General features: G+C 73.5%; 1 protein-coding gene and 1 pseudogene. Both read left to right on the top strand.

What is annotated here, in order from left to right; translation table 11 throughout:
• Positions 1 to 4,962: pseudogene (locus tag ACK1X7_RS18335) on the top strand (type I polyketide synthase); the annotation flags it as partial.
• A gap of 279 nt (positions 4,963 to 5,241) precedes the next feature.
• On the top strand, positions 5,242 to 20,871 hold the full coding sequence (locus ACK1X7_RS18330; RefSeq protein ID WP_413116888.1) for a type I polyketide synthase: 15,630 nt from the start codon (positions 5,242 to 5,244) through the stop codon (positions 20,869 to 20,871).
• Positions 20,872 to 20,894 lie beyond the last annotated feature (23 nt).

Genomic DNA, 20,894 nt, shown 5'->3' with positions numbered 1-20,894 from the left:
ACTGCGAACGAAGCCAAGCTCCGCGAATATCTGAAGAAGGTCACCACCGACCTGACCGCCGCCCACCGGCGGCTCCAGGAGGTCGACGACCAGGCCCATGAGCCGATCGCCATCGTGGGCATGAGCTGCCGCTTCCCCGGGGGTGTGCGCACCCCCGAGGAGCTGTGGCAGCTCATGGCCTCCGGCGGCGAGGCGCAGACGGAGTTCCCGGCCGACCGCGGCTGGGACCTGCGGAACCTGTTCGACCCGGACCCGGACACCCCGGACACCACCTACACCCGCGAGGGCGGGTTCCTGGCCGATGCCACCCGGTTCGACGCGGCGTTCTTCGGGATCTCGCCGCGTGAGGCCATGGCGATGGACCCGCAGCAGCGGCTGCTGCTGGAGACCTCGTGGGAGGCGTTCGAGCGGGCCGGGATCGACCCCGCGTCCCTGCGCGGCAGCCGGACCGGTGTCTTCGCGGGCATGAACGCCTCCGACTATCTGTCGGTGGCGCTCGACGCCGAGGACGACTTCGGCGGCCACCTCGGCACGGGCAACGCCAGCAGCGTCGTCTCCGGCCGGCTCTCCTACGTCTTCGGTCTCGAGGGCCCGGCCGTCACGGTGGACACGGCCTGCTCCGCGTCGCTGGTGGCGCTGCACCTGGCCGTCCAGTCGCTGCGGCTCGGCGAATGCTCGCTCGCCCTGGCGGGCGGCGTCCATGTGATGTCCACCCCCGGTCTGTTCATCGAGTTCAGCCGCCAGCGCGGGCTGTCGCAGGACGGCCGCTGCAAGGCGTTCTCGGCGGACGCCGACGGCTTCGGCCCGGCCGAGGGCGTGGGCGTGCTGCTGCTGGAGCGGCTCTCGGAGGCGCGTCGCCGAGGCCACAAGGTGCTGGCCGTGGTGCGCGGCTCCGCCGTCAACCAGGACGGCGCGTCCAACGGTCTGACCGCGCCCAACGGCCCCTCCCAGCGGCGCGTCATCCAGCAGGCGCTGGCCAACGCCCGGCTGTCCGGCGGCGATGTGGACGTCGTCGAGGCGCATGGCACGGGCACCTCGCTGGGCGACCCGATCGAGGCGCAGGCGCTGCTGGCCACCTACGGCCAGGACCGGCCCGAGGAACTGCCCCTGCTGCTCGGATCGGTGAAGTCCAACATCGGCCACACCCAGGGCGCCGCGGGCATCGCCGGGGTGATGAAGATGGTGCTGGCGATGGAGCACGGGGTGGTGCCCGAGTCGCTGCACATCGCCGAGCCGTCCCCGCACATCGACTGGGCGGCGGGGAAGGTCGCGCTGGTCAGGTCGGCCACCCCGTGGCCAGAGACCGGCCGCCCGCGCCGTGCGGGCATCTCCTCCTTCGGCTTCAGCGGCACCAACGCGCACACCATCATCGAGCAGGCCCCCGCCGAGGAGCCGGGCCCGGTGGAGCTGGTGTCCAAGCAGCCGGGTGTGCTGCCGTGGGTGCTCTCCGGCAAGAGCGAGGCGGCGCTGCGCGCCCAGGCGCGGCGGCTGCTGGACCGGCTCCACGACGAACCGGCGCTGCGCCCGGTGGACATCGGCCTGTCGCTGGCCACCACCCGCTCCGCGCTGGACCACCGCGGTGTGGTCCAGGGCCGGGACCGCGAGGAGCTGATGGCCGGGCTGAACGCGCTCGCCGACGGCGGCATGGCGGCCGGTGTGGAGCGGGGCACGGTGGTCGCCGGGCAGACGGCGTTCGTCTTCCCCGGGCAGGGGTCCCAGTGGGTGCGGATGGGCGTGGGGCTGATGGACGCCTCGCCCGTCTTCGCGGCCCATATCGAGGAATGCGCCGCGGCGCTGGCGGAGTTCACCGACTGGTCGTTGGTGGATGTGCTGCGTGGTGCCGAGGGCGCGCCGTCGCTGGACCGGGTGGATGTGGTTCAGCCGGTGTTGTTCGCGGTGATGGTGTCCCTGGCCGAGCTGTGGCGCTCGCTGGGTGTCGTCCCGTCCGCGGTGATCGGCCACTCCCAGGGCGAGATCGCCGCCGCGTATGTGGCGGGGGTCCTGTCCCTGAAGGACGCGGCGCGTGTGGTGGCGCTGCGCAGCCAGGCCATTGGCCGGGTGCTGGCGGGCAAGGGCGGCATGGTGTCGGTGGCGCTGCCGGTGGCGGAGGTCCGGGAGCGGATCGCGGCGTGGGGTGAGGAGCGCATCTCGGTGGCGGCGGTCAACGGGCCGTCGTCGGTGGTCGTCTCCGGCGAGCCGACCGCCCTCGATGAGCTGGTCGCCGCGTGTGAGGCCGATGAGGTGCGGGCGCGCCGGGTGCCGGTGGACTACGCCTCGCACTCAGCCCAGGTCGAACTGCTCCGCGAGGAGCTGCTGGAGCTGCTGGCCCCCGTACAGCCGAAGAGCGCCCAGGTGCCGTTCCTGTCGACGGTGACGGGGGAGTGGGCCGAGGGTTCCGAGCTGGACGCCGAGTACTGGTTCACCAACCTGCGCCGCACCGTTGAGCTGGAGGGCGCGGTCCGGCGGCTGCTGGACGAGGGCTTCGGGGTGTTCATCGAGTCCAGCGCCCATCCGGTGCTGACGATGGGTGTGCAGGAGACGGCCGAGGACGCCGGTGTGGACGCGGCCGCGATCGGTTCGCTGCGCCGTGACGAGGGCGGGCAGGACCGCTTCTGGGCCTCGGTCGGCGAGGCGTGGTCGCGCGGGGTGAGCGTCGACTGGGAGGCCGTGTTCGACGGCACCGGCGCCCGCCGTATCGAGCTGCCCACCTACGCCTTCCAGCAGCAGCGCTACTGGCCCGAGGCCGCGCCAGAGCGGGCCGCCGGGAAGAGGGGGCACGACCCCGTGGAGGCGAGGTTCTGGGCCGCCGTGGAGGCCGAGGACTGGCAGACCCTGGCCACCGAGCTGACGGTCGACGGCGATCAGCCGATGAGCGCCGTCCTGCCCGCGCTGGCGTCTTGGCGCAAGCAGGCCCGTGAGCAGTCCACGGTGGACGGCTGGCGCTACCGCGTCACCTGGAAGCCGCTCGCCGAGGAGCGGTCCGCGCGGCTGTCCGGCGCGTGGCTCCTCGTCGCCCCGGCCGCCGAGGACATCTGGACCGAGGCAGTGGCCGGGGTGCTCGCCGAACGCGGCGCCGACGTACGGCGGATCGCCGTGGACACCGGCATCGACGGCCGGGAGGAGCTGGCCGAGCGGCTGCGCACCGCGCTCGCCGAGGCCGACGGCGGCTCTTTCGCCGGAGTGGTGTCGCTGCTGGCCACGGCCGAGGGCGCACACCCCGGGCACGCCTCGCTGCCCGCCGGAACCGCCGCCCAGCTCGCGCTGATCCAGGCCCTGGGCGACGCCGGAATCGGCGCCCCGCTGTGGTGCCTGACGCACGGCGCCGTGTCCGTCGGTGGCACGGACCGGCCGGCCGCCCCCGAGCAGGCGCTCGTCTGGGGTCTTGGCCGGGTGGCCGCGCTGGAGCACCTGGAGCGCTGGGGCGGTCTGATCGACCTGCCCGCCACGCCCGACGAGCGCGCCCTGACCCGGCTGGCGGGCCTCCTCGCCGCCGACGGCGACGACGACCAGGCCGCGATCCGCGCCACCGGGGTCTTCGGGCCCCGCCTGGTGCGCGCCCCGCTGGCCGACACCGCCGCCGTACGGTCCTGGAAGCCGACCGGCACCACGCTGGTCACCGGCGGCACGGGACGGCTCGGCGGGCAGGTCGCCCGGTGGCTGGCCCGTAACGGCGCCGACCACCTGGTGCTGGCGAGCCTCAGGGGCCAGGACGCCCCCGGGGCCGTCGAGCTGGCGGCCGAGCTGACCGGGCTCGGCGCCAAGGTCACCCTCGCCGCCTGCGATGTGACCGACCGCGCCGCGCTCGCCGAAACCCTCGCGGCCATCCCGGCCGACCAGCCGCTGACCGCCGTCGTGCACACCGCCGCGGTCATCGAGGACGGCGTGATCGAGGGGCTGACCCCGGATCAGGTCGAGCGGGTGCTGCGGCTCAAGGTGGACGCCACGCGCCATCTGCACGAGCTCACCCGGGACCTGGACCTGACCGCGTTCGTGCTGTGCTCGCACTTCTCCGCCACCTTCGGCGCACCCGGCCAGGGCAACCAGGCGCCCGGCAACGCCTTCCTGCACGCCTTCGCCGAGCAGCGCCGCGCGGACGGGCTGCCCGCCACCACGCTGACCTTCGGCCCGTGGGGCGACGGCGGCACGGTGGACGGCGCCGTCGGCGACCGGATGCGCCGCCACGGCATCAACGAGATGGCGCCGGAACCGGCCGCGACCACCCTCCAGCACGCGCTGGACCGGGACGAGACCGCGCTGACCGTCATCGACATGGACTGGCGGCGCTTCACCCTCGCCTTCACCGCCGACCGGTCGCGTCCGCTGCTGCACGACCTGCCCGAGGCCCGCGAGGTCGTCGAGGAGATGGCGGCGGCCGAGACCGACGACGACGCCGGGGCGGCCCTGGCCGGACAGCTCGCGGCGCTGCCGGAGACCGAGCGGGAGCGGGTGCTGCTGGATCTGGTGCGCAACGCGGTGGCCGCCGTGCTCGGCCACTCCGGCGCCCAGGCGATCGAGGCGGGCCGGGCCTTCAAGGAGCTGGGCTTCGACTCGCTCACCGCCGTCGAACTCCGCAACCGGCTCGGCGCCGCGAGCGGGCTGAAGCTGCCCCCGAGCCTGATCTTCGACCACCCGACCCCGGCCGCCGTGGCCGCCTATCTGCGGGCCGGGATCGCGCCCGACGAGGCGGCCGACGGCACCGCCGTGCTCGAGGAACTCGACAAGCTGGAGACCGCGCTCACCGGCACCGCGCCCGACAACATCACCCGGGCCCGGATCACCATGCGCCTCCAGTCGCTGATGGCGAAGTGGAACGAGTCGGACGGCACGGCGGTCACCGCCGAACCCGCCACCACGGCGGCGCCGGAGCGCCCGGCGAAGGAAACGGTCGACGCCGAGCAGCTCCAGTCGGCCAGTGACGAAGAGCTCTTCGCATTCATCAACAAGGGTCTCGGAAGGGCATGACGGGAATTCTGCTATTGACGTCGTTCTCGATGTCGGCCAGGATTTTCCATACCCTTCAATAGAGTTGCCGAATACCGGCTGCCCCCTATCGCTCCTTGGGTCTCCAGGGGGTCATAGGGGGCATCTAGGGGTTGTTGTGAGGGTTAGTTCACACATAGCCTCTCAGCGAGAAGTCGACTGATTTGGTTGTTGGTTACCGGCTCCCCTGTCGAGGATCTGTGGAGCATTTCCGATGCCGTCTGCCGTAATTGGATTGCGTAAATGGCGAATGAAGAGACGCTGCGGGACTACCTCAAGCTGGTAACGGCGGATCTGCACCAGACTCGCCTCCGCCTGCAAGAGGCCGAGGCGAAGAACCACGACCCCATCGCGATCGTGGGGATCGGCTGCCGTTATCCCGGGGGCGTTCAGTCGCCCGAGGACCTGTGGCGCATCGTCAGCGAGGGCGTCGACGCGGTCAGCGAGTTCCCGCTGGACCGTGGGTGGAATGTCGACACGATGTACCACCCGGACCCGGACCACCCCGGCACCAGCTATGTGCACGAGGGTGGATTCGTCGACGGCATAGCCGATTTCGACCCGTCGCTCTTCGGCATCAGCCCGCGAGAAGCGCTCGGCATGGACCCGCAGCAGCGGATGCTGCTGGAGACGTCCTGGGAGGCGTTCGAGCGGGCCGGAATCGACCCGGTCGCGGTGCGCGGCCGGCAGATCGGCGTCTTCGTCGGCACCAGCAATCACGATTACCTGGGCGCGATCCTCAGTTCCAACGAGAACTTCGAGGGCTATTTCGGCACCGGTAACGCCGCGAGCGTCGCCTCCGGCCGCCTTTCCTACACCTTCGGTTTCGAGGGCCCGGCCGTCACCGTCGACACCGCCTGCTCCTCCTCGCTGGTGGCCCTCCACCTGGCCGTCCAGGCGCTGCGCAACGGCGAATGCTCGCTCGCGCTCGCCGGTGGCGCGACCCTCATGTGCGCGCCCGGCGTCTTCGTCGACTACAGCAAGATGCGCGGACTGGCCCTCGACGGCCGCTCCAAGCCCTTCGCCCCGGAGGCCGACGGCTTCTGCCTGGGCGAGGGCGTCGGCATGCTGCTCGTCGAGCGGCTGTCGGACGCCCAGCGCAAGGGCCACCCGGTCCTCGCCGTGGTCCGCGGCTCCGCCGTCAACCAGGACGGCGCGTCCAACGGCCTCACCTCGCCCAACGGCCCCTCGCAGCAGCGCGTCATCCTCCAGGCACTGGCCAACGCCCGCCTCAGCCCCGACCAGGTCGACGCCGTCGAGGCCCACGGCACCGGCACCGCCCTCGGCGACCCCATCGAGGCCCAGGCGCTTCTCGCCACCTACGGCCAAGGCAGGCCCGAGGGCAAACCGCTGCTCATCGGCTCCATCAAGTCCAACATCGGCCACGCCCAGGCGGGCGCCGGTGTCGGCGGCGTCATCAAGATGGTCATGGCGATGCGGCACGGTGTGCTGCCCAAGACCCTCCACCTCACCGAGCCCACCCCGCACGTCGACTGGACTGCCGGGGACGTCGAACTGCTCACCGCCACCACCGAATGGCCCCAGGACCCCGAGGGCGCGACCCCGCGCCGCGCGGGCGTCTCGTCGTTCGGCATGAGCGGCACCAATGTGCACACCATCCTCGAGGAGCCCCCGGCCCTCGCCGCCCCCGCCGAGAGCGCCGAGCCGGAACCGGAGCGGATCGAACCGCTCCTGGTCCCGGTCGTGCTCTCCGGCAAGGACGAGCAGGCGCTGCGCGCCCAGGCCCTGCGGCTGCGGAACCATCTGACCGCCCGCCCCGGCCACCGCCTCGCCGACCTCGGCTACTCCCAGGCCGTCACCCGCGCCGCCCTCGACCGCCGCGCCGTGGTCCTCGCGGCCGATCACGACGAACTCCTCGCGGGCCTCGACGCGCTCGCCGAGGGCCGCCACCACCCCGAGCTGGCCGAGGGGCTGGCCGCCGAGGGCAAGGTCGCGTTCCTCTTCACCGGCCAGGGCAGCCAGCGCCTCGGCATGGGCCGTGAGCTGTACGAGACCTACCCGGTCTTCGCCGAGGCGCTGGACGCGGTCTGCGCCCAGCTCGACCGGTTCCTCGACCGGCCGTTGAAGGACGTGCTGTTCGGCGACGACGCCGCCACGCTCGACCGGACCGGCTTCACCCAGCCCGCGCTGTTCGCCGTCGAGGTCGCCCTCTTCCGCCTCGTCGAATCCTGGGGACTGCGCCCCGACTTCCTCGCCGGCCACTCCATCGGCGAGCTCACCGCCGCCCATGTCGCCGGAGTGCTCTCGCTCACCCACGCCTGTGCCCTGGTGGCCGCGCGCAGCCAGCTCATGCAGCAACTTCCCGCCGGTGGCGCGATGATCGCGGTGCAGGCGTCGGAGGACGAGGTGACGCCGCTGCTGACCGAGCGCGTCTCGATCGCCGCGCTCAACGGCCCGACGTCGGTCGTCATCGCGGGTGATGAGGACGAGGCTGTCGCGATCGCGGCGTCGTTCGAGGAGCGGGGCCGTAAGACCAAGCGGCTCACCGTCAGCCACGCCTTCCACTCCCCGCACATGGACGGGATGCTGGAGAACTTCCGTCAGGTCGCCGAGCGGCTCACCTACGAGGCTCCGAAGATCCCGATCGTTTCCAACCTCACCGGCACTCTGGTGAGCGCCGACGAGATCACCACGCCCGACTTCTGGGTGCGCCACGTCCGCGAGGCAGTCCGCTTCCTCGACGGCGTCCGCCGCCTCGAGGACCACGGCGTGACCACCTTCGTCGAACTGGGCCCCGACGGTGTCCTCTCCGCCATGGCCCAGGAGTGCGTGACCGGCGACAGGAACCGCACGTTCGCGTTTCTGCCCGCCCTGCGCTCCGGCCGCCCCGAGGCCCGCACCCTCGGCCACGCGCTCGCCCAGGCCCAGGTCCGCGGCGTGCCCGTGGACTGGGCCACGTACTACGCGGGCACCGGCGCCCGCCGCGTCGAGCTGCCCACCTACGCCTTCCAGCGGCAGCGCTACTGGCCCGCCAACCCCTTCTCGTACGGCCCCGACCCCGCCGAAGCCGAAGCCGCCGCCCCGGCCGTGGCCGACGCCCGGTTCTGGGAGGTCGTGCACAGCGAGGACCTGGCCGCCCTGGTCGACACCCTCGGCCTCGACGGCGACCAGCCCCTCAGCGAGGTGCTGCCCGTCCTGTCCGCGTGGCGCCGGCGCAGCCACGTCGACACCACCGTCGACGGCTGGCGCTACCGCATCACCTGGACACCGCTCCCGCAGACCCAGGCCAAGCCGCTCACCGGCACCTGGCTCGTGGTCACCCCCGAGGGGCGTACGGAGGACCCGTGGGTGGCCGCGTCGCTGCGGCTGCTGGCCGAACGCGGCGTCACCGTCCACGAGATCGCGGTCGACGGCACCACCGCCGACCGCACCGCCCTCGCCGAGCGGATCCGCACCGCCCTGACGCGGGATCCGGCGCGGGAGACCGGCGGGGCCCCGCACGCCGACGGTGTGCTCTCCCTGCTCGGCCTGGACGAGCGCCCGCACGACCGGCACCCCTCCCTCACCGCCGGGCTCGCGGGGACCCTCACCCTCGTCCAGGCCCTCGGTGACGCCGAGATGGACGCCCCGCTGTGGGCCGCCACCCGCGGCGCGGTCTCCGTCGGCCGCTCCGACCGGCTCACCAGCCCCGACCAGGCCCAGATCTGGGGCCTGGGCCGCACCGCGGCCCTGGAACACCCCGAGCGCTGGGGCGGTCTGATCGACCTGCCCGAGACCGCCGACGAGCGCGCCCTCGGGCGGTTCGCCGACATCCTCGCCGGACCCGAGGGCATCAGCGGCGAGGACCACCTCGCCATCCGCCCGCAGGGCATCCACGTCCGCAGGCTCGCCCGCGCACCGCACCACGAGACCACCGGCGACGGCTGGAGCACCCACGGCACCGCCCTGATCACCGGCGGCACCGGCGCCCTCGGCGGCCACGTCGGCCGCTGGCTCGTGGCCCACGGCGCCCAGCACATCCTGCTCACCAGCCGCCGCGGCCCCGACGCCCCCGGCGCCGCCGAACTGCGCGACGAACTCACCGCCCTCGGCGCCCAGGTGACCATCGCCGCCTGCGACGTCGCCGACCGCGACGCTCTCGCCGGGCTGCTGGCGACCGTCCCCGCGGACCTTCCGCTGACCACGGTCGTGCACGCCGCCGGAGTGCTGGACGACGGTGTCCTCGACGCCCAGACCCCGCGGCGGATGGCCGATGTGCTGCGCGCCAAGGCCGACGCCGCCCGCCATCTGCACGAACTCACCCGCGGCCTCGACCTGTCCGCCTTCGTGCTCTTCTCCTCCATGGCCGCCACCTTCGGCGCCGCCGGACAGGCCAACTACGTGGCCGCCAACGCCTACCTCGACGCGCTCGCCGAGCAGCGCCGCGCCGAGGGGCTGCCCGCCACCTCCATGGCCTGGGGCGCCTGGGCCGACGGCGGCATGGCCACCGACGAGCTGGTGGCCGAGCGGCTCCGGCAGTCCGGACTGCCCGCCCTCGCCCCCGAACCGGCCACCGCCGCCCTGGGCGCCGCGCTCGACCTCGACGAGACGTTCTCCCTCGTCGTCGACATCGAATGGGACCGCTTCGCGCCCGGCCTCTCCGGCCACCGCCCGAACCCGCTGCTCGCCGAGCTCTCCGAGGCGCGCCGCGCGATCGAGGCGGCCCGCACCGCCACCGGCGGCCCCGCCATCCCCGGCCAGCCCAACTCGCTGGCCCAGCGGCTGACCGACGCCGGGACCGACGAGGAACGCGACCAGATCGCCCTGGACTTCGTCCGCACCCAGGTGGCCGTCGTCCTCGGCCACCCCGGACCGGACTCGGTGGAGCCCAGCCGCGCCTTCCGCGACCTCGGCTTCGACTCGCTGACCGCCGTCGAGATCCGCAACCTGCTCTCCACCCTCACCGGGCTCAAGCTGCCCGCCACCATCATCTTCGACTACCCCACCCCGATCGCCCTCGCCGACCATCTCCAGGCCGAACTCATCGGCTCGCGCCCGGCGGTGACCGGCGCGTCGTCGGTCGGTGTGGCGCTGGACGACGACCCGATCGTGATCGTCGGCATGAGCTGCCGCTTCCCCGGTGGGGTGCGCTCGCCCGAGGAGCTGTGGCGGCTGCTGGCGTCCGGACAGGACGCGGTGACGGGCTTCCCGGCCGACCGCGGCTGGGACCTGGAGACGCTGTACGACCCGGAGGGCACGGGCGAGCACACCAGCTACGTCCGCGAGGGCGGATTCCTCGCCGACGCCGCCGAGTTCGACCCCGTCTTCTTCGGTATTTCGCCGCGTGAGGCGCTCGCGATGGATCCGCAGCAGCGGTTGCTGCTGGAGACCTCGTGGGAGGCGTTCGAGCGGGCCGGGATCGACCCGACCACGCTGCGCGGACAGCAGGTCGGCGTGTTCGCCGGTACCAACGGCCAGGACTATCTGCCCGTCATCCTCTCCGCCCCCGATGGCTCCGAAGGCTTCATGGGGACGGGCAACGCGGCCAGTGTGATGTCGGGCCGGGTGTCCTACGCGCTGGGTCTCGAGGGCCCGGCGGTGACGGTGGACACGGCCTGCTCGTCGTCGTTGGTGGCGTTGCACTGGGCGATTCAGGCGTTGCGGGCGGGTGAGTGCTCGTTGGCGCTGGCCGGTGGTGTGACGGTGATGTCGACGCCGGGTTCGTTTGTGGACTTCAGCCGTCAGCGTGGGCTGGCGGAGGACGGTCGGATCAAGGCGTTCGCGGCGGGTGCGGATGGCACCGGCTGGGGCGAGGGCGTGGGCATGCTGCTCGTCGAGCGGCTGTCCGACGCCCGGAAGAACGGCCACCCGGTGCTGGCGGTCGTGCGCGGCAGCGCGATCAACCAGGACGGTGCGTCCAATGGTCTGACGGCGCCGAACGGTCCCTCGCAGCAGCGGGTGATCCGGCAGGCGCTGGCGGGTGCGGGTCTGTCCGCGTCCGAGGTGGACGCGGTCGAGGCCCACGGCACCGGCACCAAGCTGGGCGACCCCATCGAGGCCCAGGCACTGCTGGCCACCTACGGCCAGGAGCGCGACGCCGACCAGCCGCTGTGGCTCGGCTCCATCAAGTCCAACTTCGGCCACACCCAGGCCGCCGCCGGTGTCGCCGGTGTGATGAAGATGGTGCTGGCCATCCAGCACGGCATGCTGCCGCAGACCCTCAACGTCGATGAGCCCACCCCGCATGTGGACTGGTCGGCGGGTGCGGTGTCACTGCTGACCGAGGCGCGGGAGTGGCCCGAGACCGGCCGTCCGCGCCGGGCCGCCGTGTCCTCGTTCGGCATCAGCGGCACCAACGCGCACACCATCATCGAGCAGGCCCCCGCGTACGCGGACGAGACCGAGGACCCGGCGCCCGCCGCCGCGCCCCGGTCCGGCGTCCCGGCCGCCTGGCTGCTCTCCGCCAAGTCCCCCGAGGGCCTGCGCGACCAGGCCGTACGGCTGCGCGCCCACCTGGACGAGCGCCCCGAGCTGGACCTCACCGACGTGGCGTTCACCCTCGCCACGCGCCGTACCGCCTTCGAGGAGCGCGCGGCGCTGATCGCCGAGGACCGGGACGGGCTGCTGTCCGGCCTGGCGGCCCTCGCCGAGGGACGTACGGCGACCGGGCTCGTTCAGGACACGGTGGCCGGTGGCAAGGTGGCCTTCCTGTTCACCGGGCAGGGCAGCCAGCGGCTCGGTATGGGCCGTGAGCTGTACGACACCTTCCCGGTGTTCGCGGATGCCCTGGGCGAGGTGTGCGCCCACCTGGACGCGCATCTCGAACGGCCGCTGCGCGATGTGCTGTTCGGCGACGACGCCGAGGCGCTGGACCGGACCGGCTTCACCCAGCCCGCGCTGTTCGCCATCGAGGTGGCGCTGTTCCGGCTGGTCGAGGCGTGGGGTCTGAAGGCGGACCTCCTCTCCGGCCACTCCATCGGCGAGCTGGCCGCCGCGCATGTGGCCGGTGTGCTCTCGCTCGCGGACGCGGCGAAGCTGGTGGCCGCTCGTGGGCGGTTGATGCAGGAGCTTCCGGCCGGTGGCGCGATGATCGCGGTGCAGGCGTCGGAGGACGAGGTCACGCCGCTGCTCACCGAGCGGGTCGGCATCGCCGCGCTCAACGGGCCGACGTCGGTGGTCATCGCGGGTGACGAGGACGAGGCTGTCGCGATCGCGGCGGGCTTCGAGGAGCGGGGCCGTAAGACCAAGCGGCTCACGGTCAGCCACGCCTTCCACTCGCCTCGCATGGACGGCATGTTGGAGGCGTTCCGCGAGGTCGCGGAGGGGCTGACCTACGAGGCCCCGCGCATCCCGATCGTCTCCAACCTCACCGGGACCGTCGTCTCCACGGAGGAGATCACCAACCCCGGCTTCTGGGTGCGCCACGTCCGCGAGGCCGTCCGCTTCCTCGACGGCGTACGCACGTTGGAGGCCCAGGGCGTCACCACCTATCTCGAACTCGGCCCCGACGGTGTCCTCACCGCCATGGCCCAGGAGTGTGTGACCGGCGAGGACGCCGCCTTCGCCGCCGTGCTGCGCAAGGACCGTCCCGAGGCCGAGGCGCTGCTGTCGGCCGTCACGCGGGCGCAGGTGCGCGGGGCGGCGGTGGACTGGGCGGCGTACTACGCCCGAACGGGCGCCACGCAGATCGCCCTGACCGCGTTTCCGACGTATCCCTTCCAGCGGCAGCGCTACTGGCCGAAGGTCTCCTCGCTGTTCCTCGGCGATGTGGCCGCGGTCGGGCTGGGCGAGGCCGAGCATCCGCTGCTCGGCGCCAGCGCCGAACTGCCGGACGCGGACGGGATGCTGTTCACCGGGCGGCTGGCGCTCTCGACCCATCCGTGGCTCGCGGGCCACACCATCCTGGACACCGTGCTGCTGCCCGGCACCGCGTTCGTGGAGCTGGCGATCCGCGCCGGTGACCAGGTCGGCTGCGACTACCTCGAAGAGCTGACCCTCGAAGCGCCGCTGGTCCTGCCCGCGCAGGGCGGTGTCCAGCTCCGGCTGTCGGTCGGTGCGGCCGACGAGACGGGCCGCCGTCCGCTGTCGCTGCACTCCCGGCTGGAGAGCCTGCCCGCAGAGGAGCCGTGGACCCGGCACGCCGCCGGTGTCCTGGCGTCCGGCGGCCGTCCGGAGGCGTCGTTCGAGCTGAGCGCATGGCCTCCGGCGGACGCGGCCGAGGTGGAGCTGGAGGGCCGCTACGAGGGCCTGCTGGACATCGGTTTCGCCTACGGCCCCGCGTTCCAGGGGCTGCGCAGGGCGTGGCAGCGCGGCGGCGAGGTGTTCGCCGAGGTGGCGCTGGACGAGGACACGGCCGAGGAGGCCGCCGCGTTCGGGCTGCACCCGGCGCTGCTGGACGCCGCCCTGCATGCCATCGGCCTGGCCGGTCTGGGCAACACGGGCGGGGAAGGGCGGCTGCCGTTCGCCTGGAGCGGGGTGTCGCTGTACGCGAGCGGCGCCTCGGCGCTGCGGGTGAAGCTGGCCCCCACGGGCGCCGAGGGCGTCCGGCTGGAGATCGCCGACACCACCGGTGCGCCGGTCGCGGCCGTCGAGACGCTCGGGCTGCGCCCGGTCTCGGCCGAGCAGTTGCGAAGCGCGCGGACGGCGTACCACGAGTCGCTGTTCCACCTGGAGTGGACGGTGCCGACCGGGCTCGCCGACACGGCCGGGGCGGACGTGCCGGCCGACGGCCGGTGGGCGGTGCTGGGCGCCGATCCGCTCGGACTCGGGACCACGGCGTACGGGGACCTCGCGACGCTGGCCGACGCGGTCGCCGCGGGCACGGCGCCCGCGCCCGAGTACGTCGTCGTGTCGCCGTCCGCCGAGACCGGTGAGCGGGTGGCCCGTGCGGCGCACCGCGCCGCCGCCGCGGCGCTCGACGCCGTCCAGCGGTGGCTGGAGGAGGAGCGGTTCGGGGACGCCCCGCTGGTCGTGGTGACCCGTGGCGCGGTGGCCGTCGAGGCCGCCGAGCCGGTGGCGGATCTGGCCGGTGCGGCCGTATGGGGTCTGCTGCGCTCGGCGCAGTCGGAGAACCCGGGCCGGTTCGTGCTGGTGGACACCGACGGCCGGGACGAGTCGCTGCGGGCCCTGCCCGCCGCCCTGGCCTCGGACGAGCCGCAGATGGCGATCCGCGCGGGCGCGGTGTCCGTGCCCCGGCTGGCGCGGGTGGCCGTGGAGCCGGAGCGGGACGACGCCCGGGGCCTCGACCCCGAGGGCACGGTGCTGGTGACCGGTGCGTCCGGTTCGCTTGGCGGGCTGGTGGCCCGGCATCTGGTGGCGGAGCGTGGCGTACGGCAGTTGCTGCTGGTGAGCCGCCGTGGCGACCAGGCTCCTGGCGCCGCTGAACTCGGCGCGGAGCTGGCAGAGTTGGGCGCGAGCGTGCGCTGGGCGGCGTGTGATGTGGCGGACCGGGACGCGCTCGCCGCGGCCCTCGCCACCGTCCCCGCCGAGCATCCGCTGACCGCCGTCGTACACACCGCCGGTGTGCTGGACGACGGTGTGATCGGCTCGCTGACGCCCGAGCGCGTCGACCATGTCATGCGTCCGAAGGTGGACGCCGCGTGGAATCTGCATGAGCTGACCCGCGAGCTGGACCTGACGGCCTTCGTGCTGTTCTCGTCCTCCTCCGGTGTGTTCGGCGGCCCGGGCCAGGGCAACTACGCCGCGTCCAACGTCTTCCTGGACGCCCTCTCCCAGCACCGCGCCGCCCAGGGCCTGCCCGCCACCGCGCTGGCATGGGGCCTGTGGGCCGGGGCCGGTATGGGCAGCACCCTGGACGAGGCCGACATCGCCCGGATGCGGCGCGCCGGACTGCCGCCGCTGCCGGTGGCGGAGGGCCTCGCGCTGCTCGACACCGCGCTGACCGTCCGTGAGGCGTCGCTGGTACCGATGCGGGTGGACATCGCGGCCCTGCGCACCCTGGCCGCAAGTGGCGCGGTCTCGCCGCTGTTCCGCGGTCTGGTGCGGATCCCGGCGCGGCGGGCGGTGGACGCGGTCGCGGCGGGCGGCGGCGAGAACGGACTTGCCGGGCGGCTCACCGGGCTGTCCGAGCCCGAGCAGGAGCGGCTGCTGCTGGACCTGGTCCGTGGCCAGGTGGCCACCGTGCTCGGCTACGCCGGTGCGGAGACCATCGGTTCCGGCCGGGCGTTCAAGGAACTGGGCTTCGACTCACTGACCGCCGTCGAGCTGCGCAACCAGCTCAACACGGTCACCGGGCTGCGGCTGCCCGCCACGCTCATCTTCGACTACCCGGACCCGCAGGTCCTGGCCCGCCATCTGCGGACCGAGCTGGTCGGCACGCGGACCCCGGCGGTGCACACCCCGGTGCCGGTCGTGGCCGCCACCGACGACGAGCCGATCGCCATCGTGGCGATGAGCTGCCGCTACCCCGGCGGGGTCACCACCCCCGAGGAGCTGTGGCAGTTGCTCGCCGCGGGCGAGGACGGCATCTCCCGCTTCCCCGACAACCGCGGCTGGGACCTCGAGGCGCTCTACGACCCGGACCCGGAGACCCAGGGCACCTCCTACGCCCGCGAGGGCGGCTTCCTGCACGACGCCGCCGAGTTCGACCCGGCGTTCTTCGGCATCTCGCCGCGCGAGGCGCTCGCCATGGACCCGCAGCAGCGACTGCTGCTGGAGACCTCCTGGGAGGCGTTCGAGCGCGCCGGTATCGACCCGCTGTCCGTGCGCGGCAGCAGGACCGGTGTGTTCGCGGGCGTCATGTACCACGACTACGGGTCCCGGCTGCACGCCGTCCCGAACGAGGTCGAGGGCTACCTCGGCACCGGCAGCTCCAGCAGTGTGGTGTCCGGCCGGGTGGCCTACACCTTCGGTCTGGAGGGCCCGGCCGTCACGGTCGACACGGCCTGCTCGTCGTCGCTGGTCGCGCTGCACCTCGCGGCGCAGGCGCTGCGTCAGGGCGAATGCTCGCTCGCGCTCGCGGGCGGTGTCACGGTGATGTTCACCCCGGGTACGTTCATCGACTTCAGCCGCCAGCGCGGACTGGCCAGGGACGGCCGCTGCAAGTCCTTCGCGGCTGCGGCGGACGGCACCGGCTGGGGCGAGGGCGCGGGCATGCTGCTCCTGGAGCGGCTGTCGGACGCCCGCCGCAACGGCCATGAGGTGCTGGCGATCGTGCGCGGCAGCGCCGTCAACCAGGACGGCGCGTCCAACGGCCTGACCGCCCCCAACGGCCCGTCCCAGCAGCGCGTCATCCGCCAGGCGCTGGCCAACGCCCGTCTGACCACCGGTGAGGTGGACGTGGTCGAGGCGCATGGCACGGGCACGACGCTGGGCGACCCGATCGAGGCGCAGGCGCTGCTGGCCACCTACGGCCAGGAGCGGGACGCGGAGCGGCCGCTGTGGCTCGGCTCCGTCAAGTCCAACCTGGGCCACACCCAGGCGGCCTCCGGTGTCGCCGGAATCATCAAGATGGTGCTGTCGATGCGGCACGGTGTGCTGCCGCAGACGTTGCACGTGGACGAGCCGTCGCCGCACGTGGACTGGTCGGCGGGCGCGGTGTCGCTGCTCACCGAGCGGATGGAGTGGCCGGAGACCGGCCGTCCGCGCCGCGCCGCGGTGTCCTCGTTCGGCATCAGCGGCACCAACGCCCACGCCATCATCGAGCAGCCGCCCGCCACCGGGACCAGCGAGCCCGCGGCGGAGCCCGAGGCCCTGCCGTATGTGCCCGTGCTGCTGTCGGCCCGCACCGAGGACGGTGTGCGGGCGCAGGCGCGGCGGCTGCGGTCGCGGATCGCCGCCGAACCCCGGGCCGCCCTCACCGACCTGGGCTTCTCGCTCGCCACCACCCGCGCCGCGCTCGAACACCGCGTCGCCCTGGTCGCCGAGGGCCACGACGACGCGCTGGGCGCGCTCGACGCGCTGGCCCGTGGTGACCACCCGGCGCAGACGCTGCGCGGTGTCGCCACCGAGGGCAAGGTGGCGTTCCTCTTCACCGGCCAGGGCAGCCAGCGGCTCGGCATGGGCCGTGAGCTGTACCGGACGTTCCCACGCTTCGCGCAGGCACTGGACGAGGTGTGCGCCCACCTGGACGGACATCTGGAACGGCCGCTGCGCGATGTGCTGTTCGGCGACGACGCCGAGGCGCTGGACCGGACCGGCTTCACCCAGCCCGCGCTGTTCGCCATCGAGGTGGCGCTGTTCCGCCTGGTCGAGGCGTGGGGCCTGAAGGCGGACTACGTGTCCGGCCACTCGATCGGCGAACTGGCCGCCGCGCATGTGGCCGGTGTGTTCTCGCTCGCCGACGCCTCCGTGCTGGTCGCGGCCCGTGGCCGCCTCATGCAGGAACTGCCCGCCGGTGGCGCGATGATCGCTCTCCAGGCGTCCGAGGACGAGGTCGCGCCGCTGCTCACCGACCGCGTGAGCATCGCCGCCCTCAACGGCCCGAACTCCGTGGTCATCGCGGGTGACGAGGACGCGGCGACCGAGATCGCGGCGGACTTCGAGGCGCGGGGTCGCAAGACCAAGCGGCTCACGGTCAGCCACGCCTTCCACTCGCCGCATATGGACCCGATGCTCGCGGACTTCCGCAAGCTGGCCGCGTGCCTGACCTACAACGCCCCGAAGATCCCGCTGGTGTCCTGCCTCACCGGCACCGTGGTCTCCGCCGACGAGATCCGCCTGCCGGAGTTCTGGGTGCGCCATGTCCGGGAGTCCGTCCGCTTCGCCGACGGCGTCCGCACCCTGCGCGACCAGGGCGTGACCACCTTCGTGGAGCTCGGCCCGGACGGGGTGCTCTCCGCGATGGGCGAGGACTGCCTTGCCGAGACGGAGACCGGGACTGGGACCGGGACCGGGACCGGGACCGAAGGAGAGGCCGGCACCGGCGCGGTGTTCGTACCCACCCTGCGCAGCGGCCGCCCCGAGGCCCAGGCGCTGGCCACCGCCCTCGCCCACGCCCATGTCCGCGGCGCGGCCCCGGACTGGGCGGCGGTCTACGCCGGGCGCGGCGCCCGCCGCGTGGAGCTGCCCACCTACGCCTTCCAGCGCCAGCGCTACTGGCTCGATGTGGGCATCTCCGTCGAGGACGTGATCTCCGCGGGCCTCGACACGGCCGACCACCCGCTGCTGGGCGCGGCGGTGGAACTCCCCGACACCGGTGGCTTCGTGTTCACCGGGCGGCTGTCGCTGCTGACCCACCCGTGGCTGGCCGACCACGCCGTCATGGACGCCGTGCTGCTGCCCGGCACCGCCTTCGTCGAACTCGCGCTGCGGGCCGGCCACGAGGCGGGCTGCGACACGGTCGAGGAGCTGACCCTCCAGGCGCCGCTGGTCCTGCCCGAACAGGGCGCCGTCCAACTGCGGCTGGAGCTGGCGGCGGCCGACGAGGCCGGGCGCCGTTCGCTGACCCTGCACTCCCGCCGGGAGGACGTCCCCGCCGACGAGCCGTGGATCCGCCACGCCACCGGCTTCCTCGCCCCGGGCGAGCAGGCGGCCGACGCCGAGCGGGTGGACCTGGGCGTATGGCCCCCGGCCGACGCCACGGCCCTGGCCACCGAGGAGTTCTACGAGGGCGCTGCCGCCGCCGGACTCGGCTACGGCCCGGTCTTCCAGGGGCTGCACACCGCCTGGCGGCGCGGCGACGAACTGTTCGCCGAGATCCGGCTGCCCCAGGGCTTCGAGCCCGAGGCCGCCGCATACGGGGTGCATCCGGCGCTGCTGGACGCCGCCCTGCACACGCTCGGCCTCGACCCGGAGGGCGAGGGGAGCGAAGGGGCGCGGCTGCCGTTCGCCTGGACCGGCGTACGGCTGTACGCCGGGGGCGCCGCATCGCTGCGCGTACGGCTGCGGCCCGGCGCCGACGGGGTGTCGCTGCACCTCGCCGACGGCACCGGCGCCGCCGTCGCCACCATCGACGGCCTGGTGCTGCGGCCGCTGTCGACCGAGCAGCTCGACGCCTCGCGCGCCGCACACCACGAGTCGCTGTTCCGGCCCGAGTGGACCGCGCTTACGACGTCCGCCACCGATATCCCGCTCGGCGAGCGCTGGGTGACCCTCGGCGCCGCCACCGGCTTCACGGCCACCGGCTCCACGGCCACCGGCTTCACCGTCGCGGGCGAGCGGCTGGACGACTACGCGGACCTCGCGGCACTCGCCACCTCCCTCGACGGCGGCGCTTCCGCCCCCGACGTGGTCGTGGCACCCCTCGCCGCCACCGGCGGCGCGACGGCCCTGCCCGGCACCGCGCGGGCCGTCGCCCGGAACACCCTGGACCTGGTCCAGAACTGGCTGACCGACCAGCGGTTCGCCGACACCCGGCTCGTCCTCGTCACCCGTGGCGCGGTCGCGGCGGCTCCCGGCGAGGACATCGCCGACCTGGCCCACACCACCGCCTGGGGCCTGGTCAAGTCCGCGCAGTCGGAGAACCCCGGCCGCTTCGTCCTGGTCGACCTCGACGGCACCGACGCCTCCCAGCGGGCCCTGCCGTCGGTGCTCGCCACCGACGAACCGCAGCTCGCCCTGCGCTCCGGCACCGGCCACGCCTACCGGCTCGCCCGGGTCCCGGCCCGGCCGGACACCCCTGAGTCCGCCACATTGGGCGATCCGGAGGGCACCGTGCTGCTGAGCGGCGCCACCGGCGCGCTCGGCGGACTCTTCGCCCGCCACCTGGTGGCCGAGCGCGGAGTGCGGCGTCTGCTGCTGGTCAGCCGTCGTGGCGGCGAGGCACCGGGCGCGGCCGAACTCGCCGCCGAACTGGGCGAGATGGGCGCCGAGGCCACCTGGGCGGCCTGTGACACCGCCGACCGGGACGCCCTGGCCGCCACCCTCTCGGCGATCCCGGCAGCGCATCCGCTGACCGCCGTGGTGCACACCGCGGGCGTCCTGGACGACGGTGTGATCAGCTCGCTGACCGGTGAGCGGATCGACACCGTGCTGCGGCCCAAGGTGGACGCGGCGTGGAACCTCCACGAGCTGACCCGCGAGCTGGACCTGGCCGCGTTCGTGCTCTTCTCCTCGGCCGCCGGTGCCTTCGGCAGCTCGGGACAGGGAAACTACGCCGCGGCCAACACCTTCCTGGACGCGCTCGCCCAGCACCGCCACGCCCAGGGCCTGCCCGCGAGCTCGCTCGCCTGGGGCCTGTGGGCGGCGGCCGACGGCATGGCCGGAAGCCTCGACGCCTCCGATGTGACCCGCATCTCGCGCGGTGGCTTCGCGGCGCTCCCGCAGGACGAGGGCCTGGCCCTCTTCGACCTGTCGGGCACCCTGCCCGAGGCCGTGCTCGTCCCGATCCGCATCGACACCGGCGCGCTGCGCGGCCAGGCCGCCGCAGGGCTGCTGCCGCCGCTGCTGCGCGGCCTGGTCCGCACCCCCGTACGGCGCTCCGCCGACACCGGGACCACCGGTGCCGGGACCCTGGCCGACTCCGGCGCGGGCTCGCTCGCCGAACGGCTCTCCGGACTCTCGGAGACCGAACGCGACCGGGAACTGCTGGAGGTCGTCCGGAGCCATGTGGCCGCCGTCCTCGGCTACGCCACCCCGGACGACGTGGACGCCGGTCGCGGCTTCCTCGACCTCGGCTTCGACTCGCTCACCGCCGTGGATCTGCGCAACCGACTGGGCGCCGCCGCCGGGCTGCGCCTGCCGGTCACGCTGATCTTCGACTACCCGACGCCCACCGCGCTCGCCGGGTATCTGCGCGAGGAGCTGGGCCTGGACAGTGCGGCCGGACACCCGCCCGTACACGCGGAGCTCGACAAGCTCGAGGCGATCCTCGCCACGATCGCCCCGGACGACATCGAGCGCCCCGGCATCACCACCCGCCTGCGCGACCTCCTGTCGAAGTGGAATGAAACGCAAAGTGCTACGGACAGCACCGCAGAAGACCGTGAAATCCAGTCCGCTACGGCAGACGAGATCTTCGATCTCCTCGACGACGAGCTCGGGCTCTCCTGACCTGCTCCACAAGAGCTCATCGA

It is taken from the genome of Streptomyces sp. CY-1, assembly GCF_047218265.1.
Classification (GTDB): domain Bacteria; phylum Actinomycetota; class Actinomycetes; order Streptomycetales; family Streptomycetaceae; genus Streptomyces; species Streptomyces niphimycinicus.
Note: the sequence above shows the minus strand (reverse complement) of the source record. Positions and strands in the feature narration are given on the sequence as shown.